The sequence below is a fragment of the Mesorhizobium sp. W050 genome (assembly GCF_054719535.1).
This window is the reverse complement of sequence record NZ_JBTTIH010000001.1, coordinates 4,826,937-4,848,056: the sequence shown is the minus strand read 5'-3', so window position 1 is coordinate 4,848,056 and position 21,120 is coordinate 4,826,937. Positions and strand designations below refer to the sequence as shown.

Genomic DNA, 21,120 nt, shown 5'->3' with positions numbered 1-21,120 from the left:
GGCTTCATGTGGTCGCGAGTTTGGCGACGGGCCGCAATTCCGCGGCGAAGGGCCAGGTCACACTGGACATCGTTTCGATGCCGGACGCGCTGAGAGCTGCGCCGAAGAGGAAGCCCTGGACGAGGTCGGGTTTCACCGAATGCACCAGGATCTTCAGCTGTTCGAACGTTTCCACACCTTCGATGGTGACGGTCAGCCCGAGCACGCGGGTCAGGTCCACGATGCCCTTCAACAAGTCGAGCGAACGCTTGTTCTGGGTCACGTCCATCAGGAACGAACGGTCGATCTTGATCTTGTCGAGCGGCAGCTTGTGGAGGTAGCTCAGGCTTGAATAGCCGGTGCCGAAATCGTCGAGCGCGATGCGCACGCCAAGCTGCTTCAGTTCCTCGATATACTGGCGCGTCAGCGATTTGTCGTCGAGCAGCGCGGTTTCGGTGACTTCGATCTCGAGGCGGCCGGCGGCGAGCCCCGAAGTGGCAAGCGCGTCGCGAACCTTCTGGACGACGTCGCGGCTGCGGAAATCCTTGGCCGAAAGGTTGACCGAGACGCTGGTCTGTGCGGGCCATTTGGCGCATTCGGCGCAGGCAGCCGCCAGCACGAAGGTGCTGATCTCGGAAATGATGCCCATTTCTTCGGCCAGCGGAATGAAGACGCTGGGCGAAACCGGCCCGAGGTCGGGATGATCCCAGCGGCACAGCGCCTCGCAGCTGGCGATGCGCATGGTGTTCATCGCCACGATGGGCTGATAGACCACCCGCAGCGCCTTGCCTTCGACCGCCGTGCGCAGGTCGGCCTTCATCATCTGGCGGTTGCGGAACGCCGCATCCATCGCCGCCTCGAACAGTCGCCAGTTGTTCTTGCCGAGTTCCTTGGCCTTGTAGAGCGCCAGATCCGCCTTGACGATCATGGCGTCGACATCGGTGTCCTCGACCCTGGACAGCACGGTGCCCGCGCTTGCCTGGATGCGCAGGCTGTGACCAGCGACATCGACTTCGCCCTGCAGATCGGCAAAGATCTGGTCGAGCAGGCCGGTCAGATGGCTTTCATCCTCGACGCGGTCGAAGAAGATCATGAACTCGTCGCCGCCGAAGCGGCTGACATTGACGCCTTGCCCGGCGACGGCCGCCAGTCGCTCGGCAACGGCATAGATCAGCCCATCGCCGACCGGATGGCCAAGTGTGTCGTTGACGCTCTTGAAATCGTCGAGATCGAGCACCGCCAGGGCGCACAGCCGGTCGCGGCTGCCCGACGCCATGGCCTCGCCGACGAGCTCATGGAAATAGGCGCGGTTCGGCAGGCCGGTGAGGCTGTCATAGCGCGCCATGAAGCGGATCTTTTCTTCGGACTCGACGCGGGCGGTGACGTCCTCGAAGGTGATGACGCCGAGATCCTGATTGCCCTCGCGGGCCGAGAACTCGTAGTGCTGGCCATTGGAGAAGGAGACCAGCACCTTGCGGTCACGGCCTTCGCGCAACGCGCGCGTCAGCTGCGCTTCGACATAGCGGCAGTCTTTCGGCGCCAGCATGCCGCCCGCAACGCCGCGCAGGAGCAGCGAATGGATCGACCGCCCGAGCAGCTGGTCGGGCGAGCGCAGCGACATCAGATGCGCTGCTTCGGCATTGCCGACCACGACCTTGCCGTCGGGTCCGAGCATAACCAGGCCATGCGACATGGTGTTGAGTGCGCGGTTGAAGCGCTGCGCGATTTGCCTCGCCTGCTTATGCCCGACCACGGCCGAGAACAGCACGTTGCGCACATGGTCGGCACTGCCCTTGATGATGAACATGAACGGGATGATGAGCAGCCCAAGCACGACACTGGGGATGTCAAACCTGAGGATCAGGGCTGCTGCGATCGGCCCGACGAAGGTTACCGCGAAGATCGTGACCATGCGGGGCGAGCCGTAGTTTCGGCCTACGACCGTGACCAGAGAGCCAAGCGTTATGGCGAGCGCTGCGATCTCGGCATACGCATCCGAGTAGACATAGATCGAAATGAAGCAGAACAGGCCCAGCATCAGCCCCTGGATGCTGCCGTTCAGGATATATTCGCGCTCCCATCGTGTCGCATCCAAGGCATCGTGGATGGAACCACCCAGGCGATGGAACCGCCGCAAGCTGAAATACCGCCAAACGCCGATGCCAAGCAGTGCTCCGGCAAGAACCAGGAAGACAGGCTGGCCGTTGCGCCAATAGACCATAAGGCTGGCGGTTGCGTGGCAAAGCGCGCCAATGACCAGCATATGCGCGTTGTCGAACAACGAGCGCACAAACTGGATATAAACATCCACAGGGATGTTATCGGTCTTTGTTCTGCCCATTACTGGCGCCCAACTGAACCACAGCCTTGGCATAGTCCCATTAAAAAACCTTTAGCTCGCGCTGAAGGGCCTGTTTTTCCGGCCCTTTTGGCTACTCAGCGGCTTGTAATGCGCTTGGCTGCACCGGCAACTTGAATCGTTCAAGAAGGCGATTTCGTTCATCCGCCGCCTTTTCGGCGCTGGCTTGCCTGACATGGCCGTAGCCGCGAATGAGCGCCGGCACCGAGACAAGGGCGATGGCGGCCTCGATCCTGCCTGGCGCAAGTGCTTTGGCGACAAGCTCCAGATCGGCCTCATAGCGGGCCAGAAGCTGCCGCTCCATGCGCCGCTCGGCGCTGTAGCCGAACACGTCGAAGGCCGTGCCGCGCAGGCTTTTCAGCGCCGCCAGCAGGCGAAAACCCTTCATCATCCACGGGCCGAAGCTCGATTTCCTCGGCTTGCCGTCATTGCCGCGCCTGCCCACGAGCGGCGGCGCCAGATGAAACTCGAGCTTTTCGTAGCTCTGGAACTGTTTTGACAGCTCCATAGCGAAGGAGCCGTCGGTGTAGAGCCGCGCCACCTCATATTCGTCCTTGATCGCCATCAGCTTGAACAGGTTTCTGGCGGCGGCCTCGGTCACCGCGGTCGAGCCAGGTAAGGCCTTGGCCTCGGCAGCACGCAAAACCGCCAGCTTCTCGGCGTAGCGCTTGCCATAGGCAGCGTTCTGATAGGCAGAGAGGAAAGCGACGCGGCGGGCGATGATATCGTCCAGCGTCTCGGCGATCTCAGTGGCCTTGCTCGGTTGCGCGATGAGGCCGCGCACAAACTCCGGCTGATGCGCGGCGCGCCGGCCCCAGCGGAAGGCGGCGATGTTCATCGCCACCGCCTCGCCATTCAATTCAATCGCTCTTTCAACGGCTTGCGCGGACAGCGGCAGCCCGCCATGCTGGAAAGCGAAGCCGAGCATGAACATGTTGGCGCCGAGCGAATTCCCGAACAATTGGGTGGCGGTGCGCGTGGCGTCGAAGAAATGCGTCTTGTCGTCGCCAGCGGCAGCGCGGATCGCCTTCTTCAGGCGCTCGATGGGCAGCGAGAAATCGGCCGAGCGGGCGAATTCGCCAGGCATGATCTCGGCAGTGTTGGCGAGGAAGATGGTATGGCCTGCGCGCACTGCGGCCAGTACCTTCTTGGCGCCGGAGACGACAAGGTCGCAGCCGAGTACCAGGTCGGCCTTGCCGGCCGAAACGCGGATCGCGTGGATGTCGTCCGGCGTGCGGGCGATGCGGACATGGGTGAACACCGAACCGCCCTTCTGGGCGAGGCCGGCCATGTCAATCATGCCGCAGCCCTTGTCCTCGAGATGGGCGGCCATGCCGAGCACAGCACCTATGGTGACGACGCCGGTGCCGCCGACGCCGTCGATGATCGCCGCCCAACCCTCGCTACCGAGCGGGAATTCGGCTGGCACCGGCACGCCGTCAAGCGGGTCGGAGCGCCCGGCAATGCCTTCGGCCTTCCTGATCTTGGCGCCGTGCACGGTGACGAAGGACGGGCAGAAGCCGTTGACGCAGGAGAAGTCCTTGTTGCAGCTCGACTGGTCTATTCTGCGCTTGCGGCCGAACTCGGTTTCGACCGGCTGGATCGAGACGCAGTTCGATTGCACCCCGCAATCGCCGCAGCCCTCGCAGACCAGTTCGTTGATGAAGACCCGCTTGTCGGGATCCGGGAAGGTGCCACGCTTGCGGCGGCGGCGCTTTTCGGCGGCGCAGGTCTGGTCGTAGAGCAGCACCGAGACGCCCTTGACGTCGCGCAGCTCGCGCTGGACGAGGTCGAGGTCGTCGCGGTGGTGGATGGTGGCGCCGGAGGGGAATTCGGCCTTCCCCGCATATTTGTCCGGCTCGTCGGTGACGATGGCGATGCGCTCGACGCCTTCGGCGCGCACCTGCCTGGCGATCATGTCGACAGTCAGGCCGCCCTCATGCGGCTGGCCGCCGGTCATGGCGACGGCGTCGTTGTAGAGGATCTTGTAGGTGATGTTGGCATCGGTCGACAGCGCGAAGCGGATCGCCAGCGTGCCGGAGTGATTGTAGGTCCCGTCGCCGAGATTCTGGAAAATGTGGCCGCGCTTGGAGAATGGCGCCTGGCCGACCCATTGTGCGCCCTCGCCGCCCATGGCGGTGAAGCCGACCGTGTTGCGGTCCATCCACAGCGCCATGAAATGGCAGCCGATACCGGCGGCGGCGATCGAGCCGTCCGGCACCTTGGTCGAGGAATTGTGCGGGCAGCCGGAGCAGAAGAACGGCGTGCGCGAACCGATATCGCTGGTGTCGGCAAGCATCGCCTGGAACTGGCGCAGCTTTGCCACCTTGGCAGTGATCTCTTCCGAAGGGCCGATTGTGCGCAGGATGCGCTCGCCCAGCGCAATGGCGATCTCGTTGGGGTCGAGCGCGCCCTTGGCCGGGAACAGCCAGTCGCCGCGCTCGTCCTTCTTGCCGACGATCATCGGCTGGGTGGCGGTGCCGTAGAGGTTTTCGCGCAGCTGCACCTCGATCAGCGAGCGCTTCTCCTCGACGACGACGATGGTGTCGAGGCCGCGGGCGAATTCGGCGATATGCTGCAGGTCGAGCGGCCATGGGCAACCGACCTTGAACAGGCGGATGCCGATGCGGCCGGCGGCGGCCTCGTCGATGCCGATATCTTCCAGCGCCTGGCGGACATCGAGATAGCTCTTGCCGAGCGTGATGATACCGAGCTTCGGCGCCCGGCCACCCGAATAGACGATGCGGTTCAGGCGGTTGGCATGGATGAAGGCGGACGCAGCGGCGCGCTTGTATTCATGCAGCCGCTCCTCCTGGCCGAGCATGTCGATCTCATCGCGGATGTTGAGGCCGCCGGGCGGCATATCGAACTCCGGCACGACGATGTTCAGGCGCTCGAGCGCGGCATCGACGGAGGCTGTCGATTCGATGTTGTCCTTGACGCATTTGATCGCCGCCCAGGTGCCGGCGAAGCGCGACATGGCAAAGCCGTAGAGCCCGTAGTCGATGATCTCCTGGACGCCGGCCGGATTGAGGATCGGCACCATGGTGTCGACGAACAGGAATTCGGTGGCGTGCGCATTGGTCGATGATTCGGCCATATGGTCGTCGCCCATCAGCGCAAGCACGCCGCCATGCTTCGACGATCCCGCGAGGTTGGCGTGGCGGAAAACGTCGCCGGAGCGGTCGACGCCCGGTCCCTTGCCGTACCAGACCGAAAACACCCCGTCATGCTTGCCTTCGCCCATTAATTCCGTCTGCTGAGAGCCCCAGCAGGCGGTGGCGGCAAGCTCCTCGTTGAGGCCGGGCTGGAAAACGATGTCGGCCTGCGCCAGCTGCTTTTTCGCCCGCCACAGCTGCATATCGAGGCCGCCGAGCGGCGAGCCGCGATAACCGGACACGAAGCCGGCCGTGTTGAGGCCGGCCCGGCGGTCGCGCTCGCGCTGCATCAAAAGCATGCGGATGACCGCCTGTGCGCCGGACAGGAAGATGCGCTCCTTACCAAGATCGAACTTGTCGTCGAGCGCGACGTCGTGCAGCGTCATCAGGCATTTCCTCTGCGGAGGCAGCACCGGGGGCGCGCAGCCAACGTAGGAGTGAGATGGCGCAGTCTTTCTCCGCTTGCAAGGCAGGTCAAACGAAATCGAAAGTGCCAGGCAAAGCGCAACGAACGATCCGCTGCCGTCGCGTATCCGGCACGAAATCGGTCCGCGGCGGTTGTCCGGCGACCAAAAATTTCCACGCAGTCGCGCCGGGCTAAGACGCGTCAGCCTTTCGAGCAATCCGGCTTCGGCTCACCCGGCAGCTTGCCGTCGGGATGGCCGGCAAGATCGGGATTGGCCGTATAGAGCTGGTCGACCACCAGCGGCCGGTCGGGAAGGATCGACTGGTCCTCGCTCGACATCAGCGTCGTGTCGATCTTCTGCAGGAACGTGCCGTCAGGACCCCTGATGCTGATCGAAATCGCATAGGGCTTGTCCTTGACGATACAGGTCAGCGCCGGGCTCTCCAGGCTGACCTTGTCGAGCTTCGGCCACACCTTCTGCTCGACTACCAGGGGAGGGCCGCCGGCCGGATTCTGGAAACTGGCGACCGCAACCTGGCCTTCGCCCATCGGCTGCAGGGGCCGCAGCGTCACGACATAGGTCGCCCGGGCGAGACGGTAATTGAAGACGACGACCTTGCCGGAAACCTCGAACAGCTTGCCGTCGCCGCCGGTGTCGCGGCAGGCGCCAAGCGCAACGGCTGCAATGAGCGCTGCACCGACAAGGATCGAACGAAAAACAACCCTAGGCATTGTTGACCTCATGTGCCGCCGTGCGGCGGCGATAGTGACGGCTTGCTTTCTGGCGGTTGCCGCACACAGCCATATCGCACCAAAGGCGGCTGGAATTGCGGCTCCTGTCGAGAAACAGCCAGCTGCAATTGGGACAGATCCTGAGCCTGGCGACCGTGTCGTCGCGCAGCAGCGACAAGGCCGAAACCGCCAGCGCCGCCTCGAACGCGATCGGCGTCGATGGGTCGCCGAACGGTCTACCCGGTGCGCCGATTTCGGCCAGGCTCCGATCTAGGCCGTTGGCGCAGGCCTTGAGAAAAGCGGCGAGATCGCCGGCGGCAAGCGCACCTTTCGACACCGCGCCGCGAAACAGGCGGTCGGTCGTCTCGCGGATCGCCAGCACCACCGGGGCGATGCTGTCCGGCGAGGTCGCCTCCAGCGGTCTGCCGCCAAGCTCGGCACCGCGAAAGCCGCTTGCGGCATCGGCGAAGCGCGCGATCTCGGCCGGATCGTCAAAACGGTCGAAGGTCTTTTCCGGATCGTTGCGCAACACCACGGTGTTGGCCGTATCGAGCGCAAGAATGCCGCCGGTGAAGCGATGTGGGGTCCAAGATACTGTCATATCGGAAATCTAACCCATAAAACGCATTTGACAAGTTAGATTCTACGATGCAAACCTTGGCGCGGGCTCCGGCGCCCGGAAAGCTGTCTATGCTCTATTTCTTCCAGCAGGTGCTGAACGGGCTGCATTCCGGCGCGCTCTATGCGCTGCTTGCCTTCGGCTACGTGCTGACCAACGGCATCCTGCACCGGACCAATCTCGCCTATGGCGCGCTGTTCGCCTTTTGCGGCCAGACGATGATCCTGACCGTGGCCTTCGGCTATCAGGTATTGTGGCTGACCTTGCTGGCGGCAGTGGTGCTCGGCGTCGTCACGGCTTTCTTTTATGCCGCGCTGATCGGCCACGTGCTGTCGCGCAGCGTCTTCGAACCGCTGGCCGACCGCACGCCCAATGCCATTGTGGTGACGACGCTCGGCATCCTGCTGGTGCTGTCGGAAGCAAGCCGTATCGCCGCCGACACGCATGATTGGTGGCTGCCGCCGATGCTGGCGCAACCCATTGTCTTCGCTCAGGATGCCGGCTTCCAGGCGACGCTGACGCTGATCCAGCTCATCGATTGCGCGGTGGTTCTGGCGGCAATCATGCTCGCTGCATGGGCGTTTGCCCGCTCAGGCTTCGGTCGCCGTTGGCGCGCCGTCTCCGACGATCCCAAAGCGGCTGCCATGTGCGGCGTGGACGTGCGCGCAGTGTTCCGGCATGCGGTGCTGTTCGGCGGTTTCTGCGCCGCGCTGGCCGGAATCATGGCCGCCCTTTACTACGGCAATGTCAGCTTCGGCTCAGGCCTCGTCTACGGGCTGAAAATCCTGTTCGTGACGGCGGTGGGCGGCTATCTCTCGCCGCCTCGGGCCGCGCTCGGTGCGGCCGCCTTCGGCATGGCCGAATCGCTATGGGCCGGCTATTTCCCGATCGAATGGCGCGATGGCTGGATGTATCTGTTCCTGGTCGCGGCACTTGTGCTGATCGGTCCTGGCCGCGACCAGCAGAAGATCGCCTGATCGCCGCATCCGCTGTCAGACTTTGGTTGCATGACGCAGCAGCCGGTCGGCACTTATCCCCTGCCTCCCGTCACGACGGCGTTGATCGCGCCCATGCCATGTTGACCCGCCGAACCACGCACGGCATACCGTTGGGCCACAGCGGCGCGACGGAAAATAGGGGAGCCGGCGCGCCTTCGACCTCAGGGAGGAAATGCATGGCAGGGCTGCTCGCTCTATCCAGAACGATCGACCGTATGAACGAGTTCATCGGCCGGTGGATATCGTGGCTGATCCTGCTGGCAATCCTGGTCAGCGCCGCCAATGCCATCATCCGCAAGGTCTTCGACGTCTCGTCGAATGCCTGGCTGGAACTGCAGTGGTACCTGTTCGGCGCCGCCTTCATGCTGGCCGCCGCCTACACGCTGAAACAGAACGACCATATCCGCATCGACATCGTCTACGGCATGTGGTCGCGCCGCGTGCAGCACTGGATCGACCTGCTCGGCCATGTCTTCTTCCTGATGCCGTTTGTGACGCTGATGGTGATCTATTTTGTACCCTACGTGTCGCTGTCGTTCCGCAGCGGCGAAATGTCGAACAATTCCGGCGGCCTGATCATCTGGCCGGCCAAGGCGATCCTGCTCGTCGGCTTCTTTCTGCTGGCGCTGCAGGGCATCTCCGAGATCATCAAGAAGATCGCCATCATGCGCGGCGACATGGACGATCCCAATCCGTTCATCTCGGTGCACGAACAGGCCGAGCTCGAGGCGAAAGCCCTTGCCGAAGAAGCCAAGGCGCTCGCCCAGGAGGCGCGCCCATGATCGAGTTCATCGCCCAGAACATGGCGCCGATCATGTTCGCCTCGCTGATCATCTTCCTGCTGATCGGCTACCCCGTCGCTTTCTCGCTCGCCGCCAACGGCCTGATGTTCTTCTTCATCGGCGTCGTGCTGTCGCCCTATTCGGGCGGCTCGATCAACCTGGCGTGGCCGCTGCTGCATGCGCTGCCCGACAATTTCTACGGCAGCCGGGTGATGTCGAACGACACGCTCTTGGCAATCCCGTTCTTCACCTTCATGGGCATCGTGCTGGAACGATCGGGCATGGCCGAGGACCTGCTCGACACGATCGGCCAGCTGTTCGGCCCGGTTCGCGGCGGCCTTGCCTATGCAGTGATCTTCGTCGGTGCGCTGCTTGCCGCGACCACGGGCGTGGTCGCGGCTTCGGTCATCGCCATGGGCCTGATCTCGCTGCCGATCATGCTGCGCTACGGCTATGACCGACGACTGGCGTCGGGCGTCATCGCGGCATCCGGCACACTCGCCCAGATCATCCCGCCGTCGCTGGTGCTGATCGTTCTGGCCGACCAGCTCGGCCGTTCGGTCGGCGACATGTATGCCGGCGCGCTGATCCCCGGCCTGGTGCTGACCGGCCTTTACACGCTCTACATCCTGATCATGTCGATCGTCCGGCCGAACTCGATGCCGGCGTTGCCGCTGGCGGCCCGCACGCTTGGCCACGGCGTGCTGTCGCTGCTCGCGGCACTGCTGGTGGCAGTCGCGGCTTCCTATGCGGCCTATCGCTACCTTGCGCCGGCGCATGGCGACAATGCCGATATCCTTGGCGCCAGCATCGGGGTGATCCTGATCTATATCGTGGCGATCGCCGACAAGGGCCTGAACATCAACATGATGTCCAGGTTGGCGCAGCAGGTGATCATCGTTTTGATCCCGCCTCTGGCGCTGATCTTCCTGGTGCTGGGCACCATCTTCCTCGGCATCGCCACCCCGACAGAGGGCGGCGCCATGGGCGCGGTTGGCGCCCTGGCGATGGCGGCAATGAAGGGGCGGTTGTCGCTGGATGTCATCAAACAGGCGCTCGCGTCGACCACCAGGCTTTCCTCCTTCGTGCTGTTCATCCTGATCGGCGCGCGGGTGTTCTCGCTGACCTTCTACGGCGTCAACGGCCACGTCTGGGTCGAGCATTTGTTGACGTCGCTGCCGGGCGGCGAAGTCGGCTTCCTGATCGGCGTCAACATCCTGGTCTTCGTGCTCGCCTTCTTCCTCGACTTCTTCGAGCTCGCCTTCATCATCGTACCGCTCTTGGCGCCGGCTGCCGACAAGCTCGGCATCGACCTGATCTGGTTCGGCGTGCTGCTCGGCGTCAACATGCAGACAAGCTTCATGCACCCGCCTTTCGGCTTTGCGCTGTTCTACCTGCGCTCTGTCGCCGCGCGCGTGCCCTATCTCGATCGCCCCACCGGCAAGCAGATCGCGCCGGTGACCACCGGCCAGATCTATTGGGGCGCCGTGCCCTTCGTCTGCATCCAGGTGATCATGATCGGGCTGACCATCGCCTTCCCGCAAATGGTCATGCGCTACAAGGGTGCGGCCGTCGATCCGGGAACGATCGAGATCAACTTGCCTGATATGCCAAGCCTTGCGCCTCTCGGCACACCACCACCAGCCAACGGTGGCCCATCACCCGCGGCGCCACCGTCGAACGATCTCTCGCAGCCGCCGAATTTCGGCGAGACGCCGCCCGCCAAGCCGGCGGCGCCGGCGACCGACCTGTCGCAGCCGCCGAACTTCAACTGATGTGTGAACACTGAGAACCTGAGTGAGGATGTCATGAGAGCCGTGCGCCTGGAAGCCGTGGGCAGCATTGCGCTACGGGAGGTCGACAAGCCTGTTGCGGGACCGCAGGACGTTCTGGTGCGCGTCGAAGCCTGCGGCGTTTGCGGCACCGACCGTCACCTCCTCCACGGCGAATTCCCTTCGAGCCCGCCGGTGACGCTTGGTCACGAATTCTGCGGCATCGTCGAGGCTGTCGGCGATGCGGTTTCCGGCATCGCCATCGGTGACCGTGTTACCGGCGATCCCAACATCTTCTGCGGACGCTGCAGTCATTGTCGGGCCGGCCGGGTCAATTTGTGCAGCAATCTCAGGGCCATCGGCATCCATCGCGACGGCGGCTTCGCCGACTATGTCGTGATGCCGCAGAGCCAGGCCTTTCTTCTGCCTGCGAACCTCGAGCCAACGCATGGCGCCTTCTGCGAGCCGCTGGCCTGCTGCCTGCACGCTGTCGACCTCGCCGGAATCAGACCCGGCGCTGCCGTGGTGGTGCTTGGTGGCGGCGTCATCGGCCTGCTTACCGTGCAATTGGCGAGGCTCGCAGGAGCGGCGACCATCATCCTGTCGACGCGGCAGGCCTCCCGCCGTGCGCTCGCCGAAGAGCTCGGTGCAACGGCGACGGTCGACCCAAACGCGGTCGACCCGATCGAGGCGATCGCCGGCCCAACCGGCCTTGTGCCCGGCGGGGCCGACGTGGTGCTCGAATGCGCCGGTGTCCCCGATACCGTCGAACAATCGATGCGGCTGGCGAAGTCCGGCGGCACGGTGGTGATCGTCGGCGTGATGCCGCAAGGCGTGAAAGTGCCCTTCGAACCGTTCGACATCCTGTTTCGCGAACTGAAGGTTCTCGGCTCGTTCATCAACCCCTTCACCCACAGGCGGGCGGCGGACCTTGTCGCGTCCGGGGCAATCGAGATCGACAAGCTCATCTCCAGACAGGTCGGCCTGGACGGAGCCCCCTCGGTTATCTCCAACCCGGCCGCCCCCGGCGAGGTCAAGGTGTTGGTGGTGCCGGGCAGGGAATGAAGGGCAGCCTCAATCCTGCGACGTTGGCGATTGGCGAAACGACGATGACCGCGTCCCTCTCCCCGTCACTATACGGGGAGAGGATGCCGGCAGGCAGGTGAGGGGCAGCGTCAACGCTTGGAAAGATAAGCTATAATTTCGGGGCGGCTACCAAGCCCAAGGCGATCAATCGCCGAAGTTTGCGCCGCCCCTCATCCACCTGCCGGGACCTTCTCCCCGTATAGTGACGGGGAGAAGGGACAGATCCCAGCCTACAGTTTGCCGTTGCGCTGCTGGACCATCATGAAGGTATCGTAATTGTACTCGGCCACCTGGGCCCACAGATAGTGCTCCTTGCGGAAGCCCTTGATCGAGTCCCAGATCTTCTTAAACGGCGCGTTGGTGGCTTCCATTTCGGTGTAGACCTCATTGGCCTTCTCGAAACAGGCGGCCATGATGTCCTGGCTGAACGGGCGCAATTTCGCGCCGCCGGCCACCAGCCGCTTCACCGCTGCAGGATTGAGATAGTCGTATTTCTGCAGCATGTTGGCGTCTGCCGCGTGCGCGGCCGTGTGCACCAGCGACTTGTAGGCCGGCGAAAGCTCTTCGTACTTCGCCTTGTTGAACAGGAGATGGACGGTCGGACCGCCTTCCCACCAGCCGGGATAGTAGTAGTAGGGCGCGACCTTGTAGAAGCCGAGCTTCTCGTCATCATAGGGGCCGACCCATTCGGCGGCGTCGATGGTGCCCTTTTCCAGCGCCGGATAGATGTCGCCACCGGCGATCTGCTGCGGCACGACACCGAGCTTCGAGACCACTTTGCCGGCAAAGCCGCCTATGCGCATCTTGAGGCCGGAGAGGTCGGCGACGGTGTTGATCTCCTTGCGGAACCAGCCGCCCATCTGCACGCCGGTGTTGCCGCCCGGCAGGCCGAACAGGCCTTGCGTGGCAAGAAACTCGTTGAACAGGTCGATTCCGCCGCCATGATAGTGCCAGGCATTCATGCCGCGCGCGTTGAGCGAGAACGGCACTGCCGCACCCAGCGCCCATGTCGGGTCCTTGCCCCAGTAATAGTATGACACCGTGTGGCAGGCCTCGACGGTGCCGGCCGTGGTGGCGTCGGCCGCCTGCAGGCCGGGCACGAGTTCGCCGGAGGCGAAGACCTGGACCTGGAAATTGCCGTCCGTCGCCTCAGACAGCATCTTGGAGAAGACTTCCGCGCCGCCATAGATCGTATCGAGTGACTTGGGGAAGGATGACGCCAACCGCCACGTCACTTTCGGATTGGACTGGGCGATTGCCGGTGCGGCTAGCGTCGCGGCAGCCGCCGCAGCGCCCACGCCGGTGACCCCGGCCTTGCGGATGAATGAACGACGATCCATGCAGAACCTCCCTTTTGGACCAACAAACCGACATCAGGGACATCTCCTCGCGCCCGGTATCGATTTGCCGAAACAATACACGGGCAAGGGGTCGAGTCCAGCATGGCAGCGGGATTTGACGGCGGCGCTGGCGACAAATCCGCGGGCCGGCCAGCCAGCCTGCAACTATAGTCTAACGTTCGCCGCGTGGCCCATGCGAGATGGCGAAACTTGCCATGGAAAAGCGCCTTCGGATCGCCTATTTTGCAGGCACAATAGATTATTCGCTTCGCTCCAAATGGAATCCGGACCCAAAATGCACCAGCCGCTCGTCGCCATATCGACCGACGTCCGTCAGTTCGACAACTACACCTGGCATGCCGTCCCGCAGCAATATATCGAGGCAGCACTTTCCGGCGCCGGCGTGTTCCCGCTTTTGGTGCCGTCCTTCGGCGACCGGCTCGATTTCGACGAGCTGTTGTCTTCGGTCGACGGTGTCATGGTCACCGGCTCCAAGTCCAACGTGCATCCATCACTCTATGGCGGCGACGCCAGCGAAGCCAACGGCCCCTATGACCCGGCGCGCGATTCCACCACGCTGCCGCTGATCCGCAAGGCGATCGAGCGCGGCGTGCCGCTGCTTGCCATCTGCCGCGGCATCCAGGAGTTGAACGTGGCGCTGGGCGGCACGCTTGGCACCGAGATCCAGGAGCGCGAAGGTTCGCTGGACCATCGCGCGCCCGTGAGCGACAACCAGGACGAACGTTTCGCCATTCACCAGACCATTTCGATCAAGCCGGGCGGCTGCCTGGCCGGTGTATTCGGCGCCAGCGACATCAAGGTCAACTCGCTGCACCGCCAAGGCATCGACCGGCTCGGCTCGAAGCTGCAGGTCGAGGCGGTTGCCGGCGACGGCACGGTGGAGGCGGTTTCGGTGAAGGACGCCCGCGCCTTCGCCGTCGGCGTGCAATGGCACCCCGAATACTGGGTCAAGTCGGACGGCAACTCGGCCAAGATCTTCCGCGCCTTCGGCGATGCGGTGCGGCTGCATGCGGCGGCGAAGGCCGGTGCACGGGCGGCGGCGGAATAAATCCCGACGATCAATTGCCGGCGGATTGATCCCGTTCGCCGGTTGTCGCCAGCGACAGCAGCGGCGTGGCCGGAGCGTAGGATTCGTAGCCGTCGCCATCCGCAACCGAGAAGGTGACGATCGGGTCGGTGCCGTCGGCGCTGAACGCGATCGTGCCGTCCACGCCCTCTCGCCAGAATTTTGCCCGCTCGATGCCGGGCAGCAGCCCGCGGCAATTCGGCGCCACGGTCAACAGCGACAGGCCATCGTCAATCGCGGCGCCGCGGCTAACCGCGCAGTCGCCTTCGTCGCCATTGGCGACCAGCCTGAAGGTGGTTGCCGGCCTTGCTTCATTGGCCGAACTTTCACTGCTGCCGCCGTGAAACAGCTGAAAGCCGGCGAAAAGTGCCGCTGCCGCAATCGATGCCGGAAGTTTCGTCATCTTGCACTCCGCGCCCCCCGGCGCAGATGCAGAATGATTCCAAAGCGTTAAGTCAACGTTAACGAGTGTGGCAGAGAGCCGCTCAGCTTCGTGGCTTGACTTGCGCCGTCTCAGGCACCGGGGTCAGTGGCCGGCGCTCGCTGAACCAGGATACCAGATTGTCGACGCACAGATCCGCCATGGCGCGGCGCGTATGGTGCGAGGCCGAGCCGACATGGGGCAAAAGCGAGGTTGGCGACTCCAGCAAAGACTTGGGCACATTCGGTTCATCGGCGAAAACATCGAGCCCGGCCGCGGCGATGGTGCCGTTGGCAAGCGCTGCGGCGAGGTCTGCCTCGTCGACCGTGCTGCCACGGCCGATGTTGACGAAAACGCCGTTGGCGCCAAGCGCCGCCAGGATTTCGGCATTGACCGCCTTCTCCGTGGAAGCGCCGCCCGGCACTACGGAAATCAGCGTATCGACCGCTTCGGCAAGGCCCTTCAGCGTCGGGTGGTATTCATAAGCCAGACCTTCGACCTTGCGCCTGTTGTGGTAGGCCACCGGCAGCCCGAACGCTTCCAGCCGGCGCGCAATGGCAAGGCCGATGCGGCCCATGCCGTAAATGCCGACATGCCGACCGCGCAAGGTCAGCCGGCTCAGGGGATAGTTGCCCTTCTTCACCCAACTGCCGTCGCGCAGCCATTTCTCGGCCTTGTAAAGTTCACGCACGGTGTTGAGCAAAAGGCCGATCGTGGTGTCGGCGACCTCCTCGGTCAAAACATCGGGGGTGTTGGTGACCATGATGTTTTTCTTGGCCGCATGGCCGGCATCGACCGAATCATAGCCGACGCCGAAGGAGGCGATGAGTTCGAGGTTGGGCAATGCATCCATCAATGCCGCATTGACGCCGGCGAAGGACGCAATGGCGCGCACGTCATGGCGCATCTCGTCGGTGACCAGGGCGGGATCGGCGCGCTCTATCTTGACCCGCTTGAAGGTGCGGTCGATGCGCTCGACCGCATGGTCGTTGAAATGTCCTGGCACCAGAACGGCGACGGTCTGCAACGCATCAGTCTTGGTCATGCACGCTCCACCGGCTTGCCGGTCGACTGGCGCACATGCAGTTCCGGCTTGATCAGTTCCTGTGACGGCCGTACCGCCTGTCCGTTCAGCTTGTCGAGCAGCGCGCTGGCGGCACGGCGGCCGACCTCTCGCTGGCCATTCCAGACTGTGGTGAGCGCCGGTGTCGCGATTGCCGCCTCCTCGAGATCGTCATAGCCGGTCACCGAGATGTCGGCGCCCGGCACCAGGCCGGCGCGGGCAATGCCGTTCATCAGGCCGATGGCGACCAGATCATTCCAGCAGCAAGCGGCGGTTGGCTTGTCTTTAAGCGCCAGAAACTGTCCAGCCGCCTCGAATCCGCCCTGCTTGGTGCGCGGCCCGGCGATGCGCCAGGACGGCCTGACCTCAAGCCCGGCGGCCTCCATGGCGTTGAGATAGCCCTGGTAGCGGTCGCGCCCGGTCGAGGTCTGGTCGGTGCCGCCGATCATGGCGATGCGCTTGTGCCCGAGCGAGATCAGATGATTGGTGGCAAGTGCCGTGCCATAGGCATCGTCGCCGCGAAACACCGGCACGTCGGCGCCTTCCACGCTGCGTGCGATCAGCACCGCCGGCAGGCCGTTTTCCTCGGCCATGACGATGTCGGAAGCCGGCGTGCCGATGGCCGGGGACATGATGACGCCGTCGGCGCCGAGCTGCAGCAGCGTATCGATGAAGGTGCGTTGCTTTTCCAGCTGGTCGTAGTGATTGGACAGGATGAAGGTCTGCCGGCTGCGGTCGAGTTCGCTCTCGATCGAGCGCAGGATCTCGGCGAAGAACGGGTTCATGATGTCATGCACGACGACGCCGACAATGCCCGAGCGCGAGGTGCGCAATGAGGCGGCGCGACGGTTGTAGATATAGCCGATGGCCCGCGCGTGCTCCTTGATACGGTCACGCGTGGCGCCTGCGACCAGCGGGCTGTCGCGCAAGGCGAGAGAGACCGTGGCCGTGGACACGCCAAGCGCATCCGCGATCGTCGAAAGCTTGATCTTTTGTGCCAGCCCTTCGCTCCCCGAGTTTTTAAATTTTTTAAATGCGGCGTTATGCCATCGGATTCGGAGCAAATCAAAGTTTTTTCGCCAGCGCCTCCGCCTCGGCATCGACGGTCGTGCGATTGTGCAGCCGCAAACGGTGCTCGCGATGGATGATGTAAAGGCCGCTGGCGACGATGATGGCTGCACCTACCAGCGTCCAGCGGTCGGGGAACTGGTGGAAGATGATCCAGCCGGACAGGATCATCCAGACCATCTGCGAATAGGGGTACGGCGCCAGCGCCGTGGTGGTTGCCAGGCGATAGGCCTGCACCAGAAGCCAGTGGCCGCCGGCGCCGAACACGCCCAGCATCACCAGGATGACCCAATGCCAGCCATCCTGCGGCAGCTGATGCGAGAACGGCAGCATCGGCAAAAGGAGCACGGCCGGCGCCAGCGCCGAAAAAAGGATCAGGCTTTCCGAGCTTTCGCTGGCCGACATGCGGCGCGTCATGATGACGTAAAAACAGTTCGACAGCATGGAGCCGAGCGCGAAGAGGTGGCCGACACCGAACACGCCGACGCCAGGCCTTGTGATGACCAGCACGCCGACAAAACCCGTTAGGATCGCCAGCCAGCGCCGCCAGCCCGCCCATTCGCCGAGCAGCGGACCGGCAAGTGCGGTGATCACCATCGGGCCGAAGAAGTAGATCGAGGTGGTCTCGGCCAGTTGAAGCGTTTTGAGCGCCATGACGTTGCACATCGTCGAGCCGAACAACAGACCGCCGCGCAGGATGTGGGCCGGCAAATTGTTGGCGCGGAAGCGCGACGGCTCGCGCCAGCCGCGCAGGAAGACGCCGACAAGCAGGACATGGACGGTGAAGCGGGCCCAGGCGACGATCAGCGCCGAGACGCCGGCCAGGACCAGATATTTGCTCGATGTGTCGAGAAAGGTGAAAAAGACATAGGTGGAAAGCATGAACAGCATCGCCGCGGGCGGCGTTGCGCTTTCGTCTGATTTTGCGGGAACGTTCAATGTCAGGCCGGGCAGGGAGGAGCAACGCTTAACCTTTGCGGCAATCGCCTGCGCCCGGCAAGCCAAAAGCGACTGGCACAACAGGCGTCTGAGACAGGTTCAGCGCAGGCCAATCCGATGCCCAATCCGATGCCAGCTAAGGCGCCTTGCGTTCCGCTGCGACGTTCTGACATCCCGGTGCTTTGCCGTCGGATGCCATTTGCGCCTGGAGATGAAGCCACAACGCCTGGGCGACGGGTCCATGCGGTCGGTCGCGCCGGCGCACCGCCGCCAAGGTCTCCGTCCGGCCGGGCAGATGTGCACCAGCGATCGAGATCAGCCTCCTATCCCGCAGTTCATCCTCGATCAGCCATCCCGGCAGATGGCCCCAGGCCAATCCGTGAAGGATCAGTTCCTTCTTCATCAGATGATCCGGCGCCGAGCACTGATGCGCACCGTCGACGAGGAAATAGCTCTCCGGCGACGGCCGCCGCGCCGTGTCGCGGATCACGCACTGGGTGAAGGGCCGCATCTGCTCCGGCGCAATCTCCCGGCCAGGCGCGAAGGGCAGGAACCCAGGCGCCACCACCGGCACGAGGGTCACCGCGCAGAGATCGATCCGCTCGAGATGCGGATCGGAAGGATCCGCGCGATGGAAGACGAGGTCAGCCTCGCCTTCCATCAACCGTTCGAGCGGACCGCCGATCGCCTCATACTCCAGACGCAGGCGTGTCCTGGTGCATTCGGCAAAGAAGCCGCTGAGCATAGGCAGGATTTGCGGTCGCGGGCACAGATCACCCATGACGACACGCAGGACCGTCTCCTCGCCGCTCGCCAACTGGCCCGCATAGGTTCGCAGATGGTCGAGCTCGCGCAATGTCAGCTGCGCTCGCGCGTGAAACTCGCGGCCCGCCTCCGTCAGCCCCACCCGATATCCGCTGCGGTCGAGAAGTGTGAGCCCGAGCAACTGCTCGAGGCGTGCGACAGCGGCGAAGACGGATGGATGCGATCGGTTCAAGGCAAGGGCGGCCGCCTGGAAGCTGCCCTCGCTTGCCACGGCGTCAAAGCACCGTAGGTCGTGGAGTTTCAGACCATTCATTATCGTCAAAACCTACTGAGATTGTCCAATCATAGTAATTTTCCTGGATAATTACGAGGCCTAGGGTGGCTCATTCAAAGGGCGGCGGGAGCATCGAACTCCTTTCGCCAGGGTGAGATGAGGACCAGATGACTGACACGCTTTATTTTACGACGGGCGACGGCTGCCGGATCGCCTATCAGCTGGCGGGGGCCGGCCCTGTGCTTGTGCTCTCGAATTCCATTGCGACGAACCTGCATATGTGGGACCGGCAGCTTGCGGAATTTGCCGGATCTTTCCGGGTGCTGCGCTATGATCTGCGCGGCCACGGCAGTTCCGATGCTCCGGCCGGAGCCTATTCGCTCGATCGGCTGGGCCGCGACGTCCTTGAGCTGCTGGATGCGCTTCAGATCGCCCGCGTGCATTTCTGCGGGCTGTCGCTGGGCGGCTTCGTAGGGCAGTGGCTGGGTATCCATGCCCCGAACCGCATCGAGCGTCTCATCCTTTCCAACACCTCGCCGCATCTCGGGCCGGCGTCTTACTTTGATGAGCAGATCGGTACTGTCCTTGCAGCGAGCAACATGTCGGCCACCGCGGACATGTTCATGCACAACTGGTTTCCCGCCTCGATGCTTGCCGGCCCAAACGAAACCGTCGACGCGTTCCGCGCGATGGTCCTGGCGACGCCGCCCCAAGGTCTCGCGGGATGCTTCGCCGCCGTACGCGATTGCGATCTGCGCCGGACTGTCTCCCTCATTACCGCGCCCACCCTGGTGATCGGTGGAGAAGACGACAAGGTAACGCTTGCAAGCCACAGCGAGGCGATCGCAGCCAGCATCCCCGGCGCCACGCTTACACTGCTTCCGGGCGTCCATATGCTGAACGTCGAGCGGCCGACTGAATTCATGAGCGCCGTCACACGCTTCCTGCTGAATTAGGCGTGCATGCGGGCGCCCTTGGTGATCTTGTCGACGAGTTTCTTGTCGGCATGCAGCGCGATGCCGACGATCTTGGCGTCCTCAGGCCCGAACTCGGCGAAGACCGCGCGGTTGGCCGCATCGAAGCCGGTGGCAAACATCTCCTCGACATAGGCTGACCCCGTCACGCCCCGCTCCAGCGCCTTCCGGTGGATGGAGTTGAGCGTCGGCCCATCGGCCGAAAGTACGATGACCGGCTGGATCGACAGAGGATTGTAAAGGTTGCCGGCGCGGTCGCGGTAGGGTTCGCCTATAATGGCGGGGAATTGCGCGACGATGCCGCTGGTCAGGAAGGCGGCGACGTTGAGCTTTTGCCAGACGGCGAGATCGTCCCGCAGCACGATTGCAAATTTCGTATCGAACACCAAGATGAGGACTCCGGAGCACGCCGATGAAGGGCAGGGATAGGTGATGACGCACGATCTAGAAGGTGAGGCGACGCAGGGTCTTGAACGTTCGTGCGCGGATGAAGACCGGATCGTGTCGGCGCCTGTTACCGCTGGCATCGAGCGCATCGAGGCGCATTTCCATGGCAACGCCTTCGACCTGCACCGTCATGATACGCTTGCCGTCGGCGTGACGCTTTCCGGTGTGCAGCGCTTCCACTACAGGGGGACTGTCAACCACAGCCTGCCCGGCCAGGTTATCGTGCTGCATCCCGACGAAGTGCACGATGGCGGCGCCGGGACCGAGGATGGTCTGCGCTACCGGATCCTCTATCTGGAACCGTCACTGCTGCTCGACTGCCTCGACGGCGCGCCGCTGCCTTTCGTCAGGGATGCTGTGGTCAGCGATCCTGCCTTGCGTGGCACGCTGCTTTCGGCTCTGGCGCCGCTCGATGAGGAACTGGACGAGCTGTTCGTCGCCGATTTCGTTGCGGAGCTGGCGCAGCATCTGGGGCGTCATGCGGGACAGAAAGCAAAGCCGATGGGGAAGTCGGCCTCGCGTGCGGCAGCGCTGGCGCGCGGCTATCTCGAGGAGAATGCCGAGCGGTCCGTTCGTTCCGATGAGCTGGAAGCCGTCACCGGGCTCGACCGCTATGCGCTGTCACGCCATTTTCGCGCGACCTATTCCACCAGCCCGCATCGGTTCCTGCTGATGCGCCGGCTGCAAAAGGCAAGACGGATGATCGAGGTGGGCGAGCCGCTGGCCGAGATTGCCGTTGGCGCCGGCTTCAGCGACCAGAGCCATTTCAACAGGCATTTCAAGAAAGCATTCGGCTTGACGCCCGGCCGCTGGTCGACCCTGGTGCGCGGGCCTTCGGTAGCCGCCTAGGC

At 63.5% G+C, this 21,120-nt stretch carries 18 protein-coding genes; 7 read left to right on the top strand and 11 right to left on the bottom strand.

Going from position 1 to position 21,120, the window contains the following annotated elements; genetic code table 11:
* Positions 1-4: 4 nt before the first annotated feature.
* From ACYG9Y_RS23270 to ACYG9Y_RS23255, 4 genes are all read right to left on the bottom strand, one after another.
* Positions 5-2,320, bottom strand: a complete 2,316-nt coding sequence (locus tag ACYG9Y_RS23270) for a putative bifunctional diguanylate cyclase/phosphodiesterase (RefSeq protein ID WP_023739659.1) — start codon at positions 2,318-2,320, stop codon at positions 5-7.
* A 91-nt stretch (positions 2,321-2,411) separates the two neighbouring features.
* Positions 2,412-5,882, bottom strand: coding sequence for an indolepyruvate ferredoxin oxidoreductase family protein (locus tag ACYG9Y_RS23265; protein WP_023739658.1), 3,471 nt, complete (start codon positions 5,880-5,882; stop codon positions 2,412-2,414).
* Positions 5,883-6,103: 221 nt separating this feature from the next.
* Positions 6,104-6,634: a hypothetical protein gene (locus ACYG9Y_RS23260; RefSeq protein ID WP_023729725.1), complete on the bottom strand. Its 531-nt coding sequence runs from the start codon at positions 6,632-6,634 to the stop codon at positions 6,104-6,106.
* Positions 6,627-7,235, bottom strand: coding sequence for a CGNR zinc finger domain-containing protein (locus ACYG9Y_RS23255; protein WP_023739657.1), 609 nt, complete (start codon positions 7,233-7,235; stop codon positions 6,627-6,629). The genes ACYG9Y_RS23260 and ACYG9Y_RS23255 overlap by 8 nt, the downstream gene beginning before the upstream one ends.
* A gap of 89 nt (positions 7,236-7,324) precedes the next feature.
* On the opposite strand from ACYG9Y_RS23255, the gene ACYG9Y_RS23250 reads away from it, so the two are divergent.
* The 4 genes from ACYG9Y_RS23250 (at position 7,325) to ACYG9Y_RS23235 (ending at position 11,870) form a co-directional block, all read left to right on the top strand.
* Positions 7,325-8,230, top strand: coding sequence for a branched-chain amino acid ABC transporter permease (locus ACYG9Y_RS23250; RefSeq protein ID WP_023671347.1), 906 nt, complete (start codon positions 7,325-7,327; stop codon positions 8,228-8,230).
* A gap of 197 nt (positions 8,231-8,427) precedes the next feature.
* Positions 8,428-9,033 carry a TRAP transporter small permease subunit gene (locus ACYG9Y_RS23245; protein ID WP_023683517.1) on the top strand — a complete coding sequence of 202 codons (606 nt, stop codon included), beginning with the start codon at positions 8,428-8,430 and terminating at the stop codon, positions 9,031-9,033.
* The gene (locus ACYG9Y_RS23240) at positions 9,030-10,808 is read left to right on the top strand and encodes a TRAP transporter large permease (protein WP_023739656.1); all 1,779 of its coding nucleotides are present in this window, start codon (positions 9,030-9,032) and stop codon (positions 10,806-10,808) included. Before ACYG9Y_RS23245 ends, ACYG9Y_RS23240 begins: the two co-directional genes overlap by 4 nt.
* 33 nt (positions 10,809-10,841) lie before the next feature.
* Positions 10,842-11,870, top strand: coding sequence for a zinc-dependent alcohol dehydrogenase family protein (locus ACYG9Y_RS23235; RefSeq protein WP_023739655.1), 1,029 nt, complete (start codon positions 10,842-10,844; stop codon positions 11,868-11,870).
* A 251-nt stretch (positions 11,871-12,121) separates the two neighbouring features.
* On the opposite strand, the gene ACYG9Y_RS23230 is transcribed toward ACYG9Y_RS23235, so the two are convergent.
* Positions 12,122-13,231, bottom strand: a complete 1,110-nt coding sequence (locus ACYG9Y_RS23230; protein WP_023725935.1) for a TRAP transporter substrate-binding protein — start codon at positions 13,229-13,231, stop codon at positions 12,122-12,124.
* Between the two features lie 295 nt (positions 13,232-13,526).
* Here ACYG9Y_RS23230 and ACYG9Y_RS23225 point away from each other — a divergent pair, with 295 nt between their 5' ends.
* Positions 13,527-14,300, top strand: a complete 774-nt coding sequence (locus ACYG9Y_RS23225) for a gamma-glutamyl-gamma-aminobutyrate hydrolase family protein (RefSeq protein WP_023739654.1) — start codon at positions 13,527-13,529, stop codon at positions 14,298-14,300.
* 10 nt (positions 14,301-14,310) lie between these two features.
* Here the strand turns inward: ACYG9Y_RS23225 and ACYG9Y_RS23220 are convergent, their stop codons facing one another.
* The 5 genes from ACYG9Y_RS23220 to ACYG9Y_RS23200 all read right to left on the bottom strand — a co-directional run bounded on the left by ACYG9Y_RS23220 (position 14,311) and on the right by ACYG9Y_RS23200 (position 18,887).
* Complete coding sequence (locus ACYG9Y_RS23220; RefSeq protein WP_023739653.1) at positions 14,311-14,721, bottom strand: hypothetical protein; 411 nt, start codon at positions 14,719-14,721, stop codon at positions 14,311-14,313.
* Positions 14,722-14,803: 82 nt separating this feature from the next.
* Positions 14,804-15,784, bottom strand: a complete 981-nt coding sequence (locus ACYG9Y_RS23215) for a 2-hydroxyacid dehydrogenase (RefSeq protein ID WP_023739652.1) — start codon at positions 15,782-15,784, stop codon at positions 14,804-14,806.
* The gene (locus tag ACYG9Y_RS23210) at positions 15,781-16,803 is read right to left on the bottom strand and encodes a LacI family DNA-binding transcriptional regulator (RefSeq protein ID WP_023671355.1); all 1,023 of its coding nucleotides are present in this window, start codon (positions 16,801-16,803) and stop codon (positions 15,781-15,783) included. The genes ACYG9Y_RS23215 and ACYG9Y_RS23210 overlap by 4 nt, the downstream gene beginning before the upstream one ends.
* A gap of 64 nt (positions 16,804-16,867) precedes the next feature.
* Positions 16,868-17,752, bottom strand: coding sequence for a DMT family transporter (locus ACYG9Y_RS23205; RefSeq protein WP_032923956.1), 885 nt, complete (start codon positions 17,750-17,752; stop codon positions 16,868-16,870).
* A gap of 193 nt (positions 17,753-17,945) precedes the next feature.
* A complete protein-coding gene (locus ACYG9Y_RS23200; protein ID WP_023739650.1) occupies positions 17,946-18,887 on the bottom strand; it encodes a LysR family transcriptional regulator in 942 nt (313 codons plus the stop codon).
* 128 nt (positions 18,888-19,015) lie between these two features.
* On the opposite strand from ACYG9Y_RS23200, the gene ACYG9Y_RS23195 reads away from it, so the two are divergent.
* The gene (locus ACYG9Y_RS23195; protein ID WP_023739649.1) at positions 19,016-19,804 is read left to right on the top strand and encodes an alpha/beta fold hydrolase; all 789 of its coding nucleotides are present in this window, start codon (positions 19,016-19,018) and stop codon (positions 19,802-19,804) included.
* Here the strand turns inward: ACYG9Y_RS23195 and ACYG9Y_RS23190 are convergent.
* Complete coding sequence (locus ACYG9Y_RS23190; protein WP_023739648.1) at positions 19,801-20,208, bottom strand: DUF2000 family protein; 408 nt, start codon at positions 20,206-20,208, stop codon at positions 19,801-19,803. The two genes, ACYG9Y_RS23195 and ACYG9Y_RS23190, sit on opposite strands and share 4 nt — an antisense overlap.
* A 46-nt stretch (positions 20,209-20,254) precedes the next feature.
* Between ACYG9Y_RS23190 and ACYG9Y_RS23185 the strand changes: the two genes are divergently transcribed.
* Positions 20,255-21,118 (top strand): AraC family transcriptional regulator, encoded by an 864-nt coding sequence (locus ACYG9Y_RS23185; protein ID WP_023711333.1) that lies wholly within the window; start codon positions 20,255-20,257, stop codon positions 21,116-21,118.
* Positions 21,119-21,120: the final 2 nt, after the last annotated feature.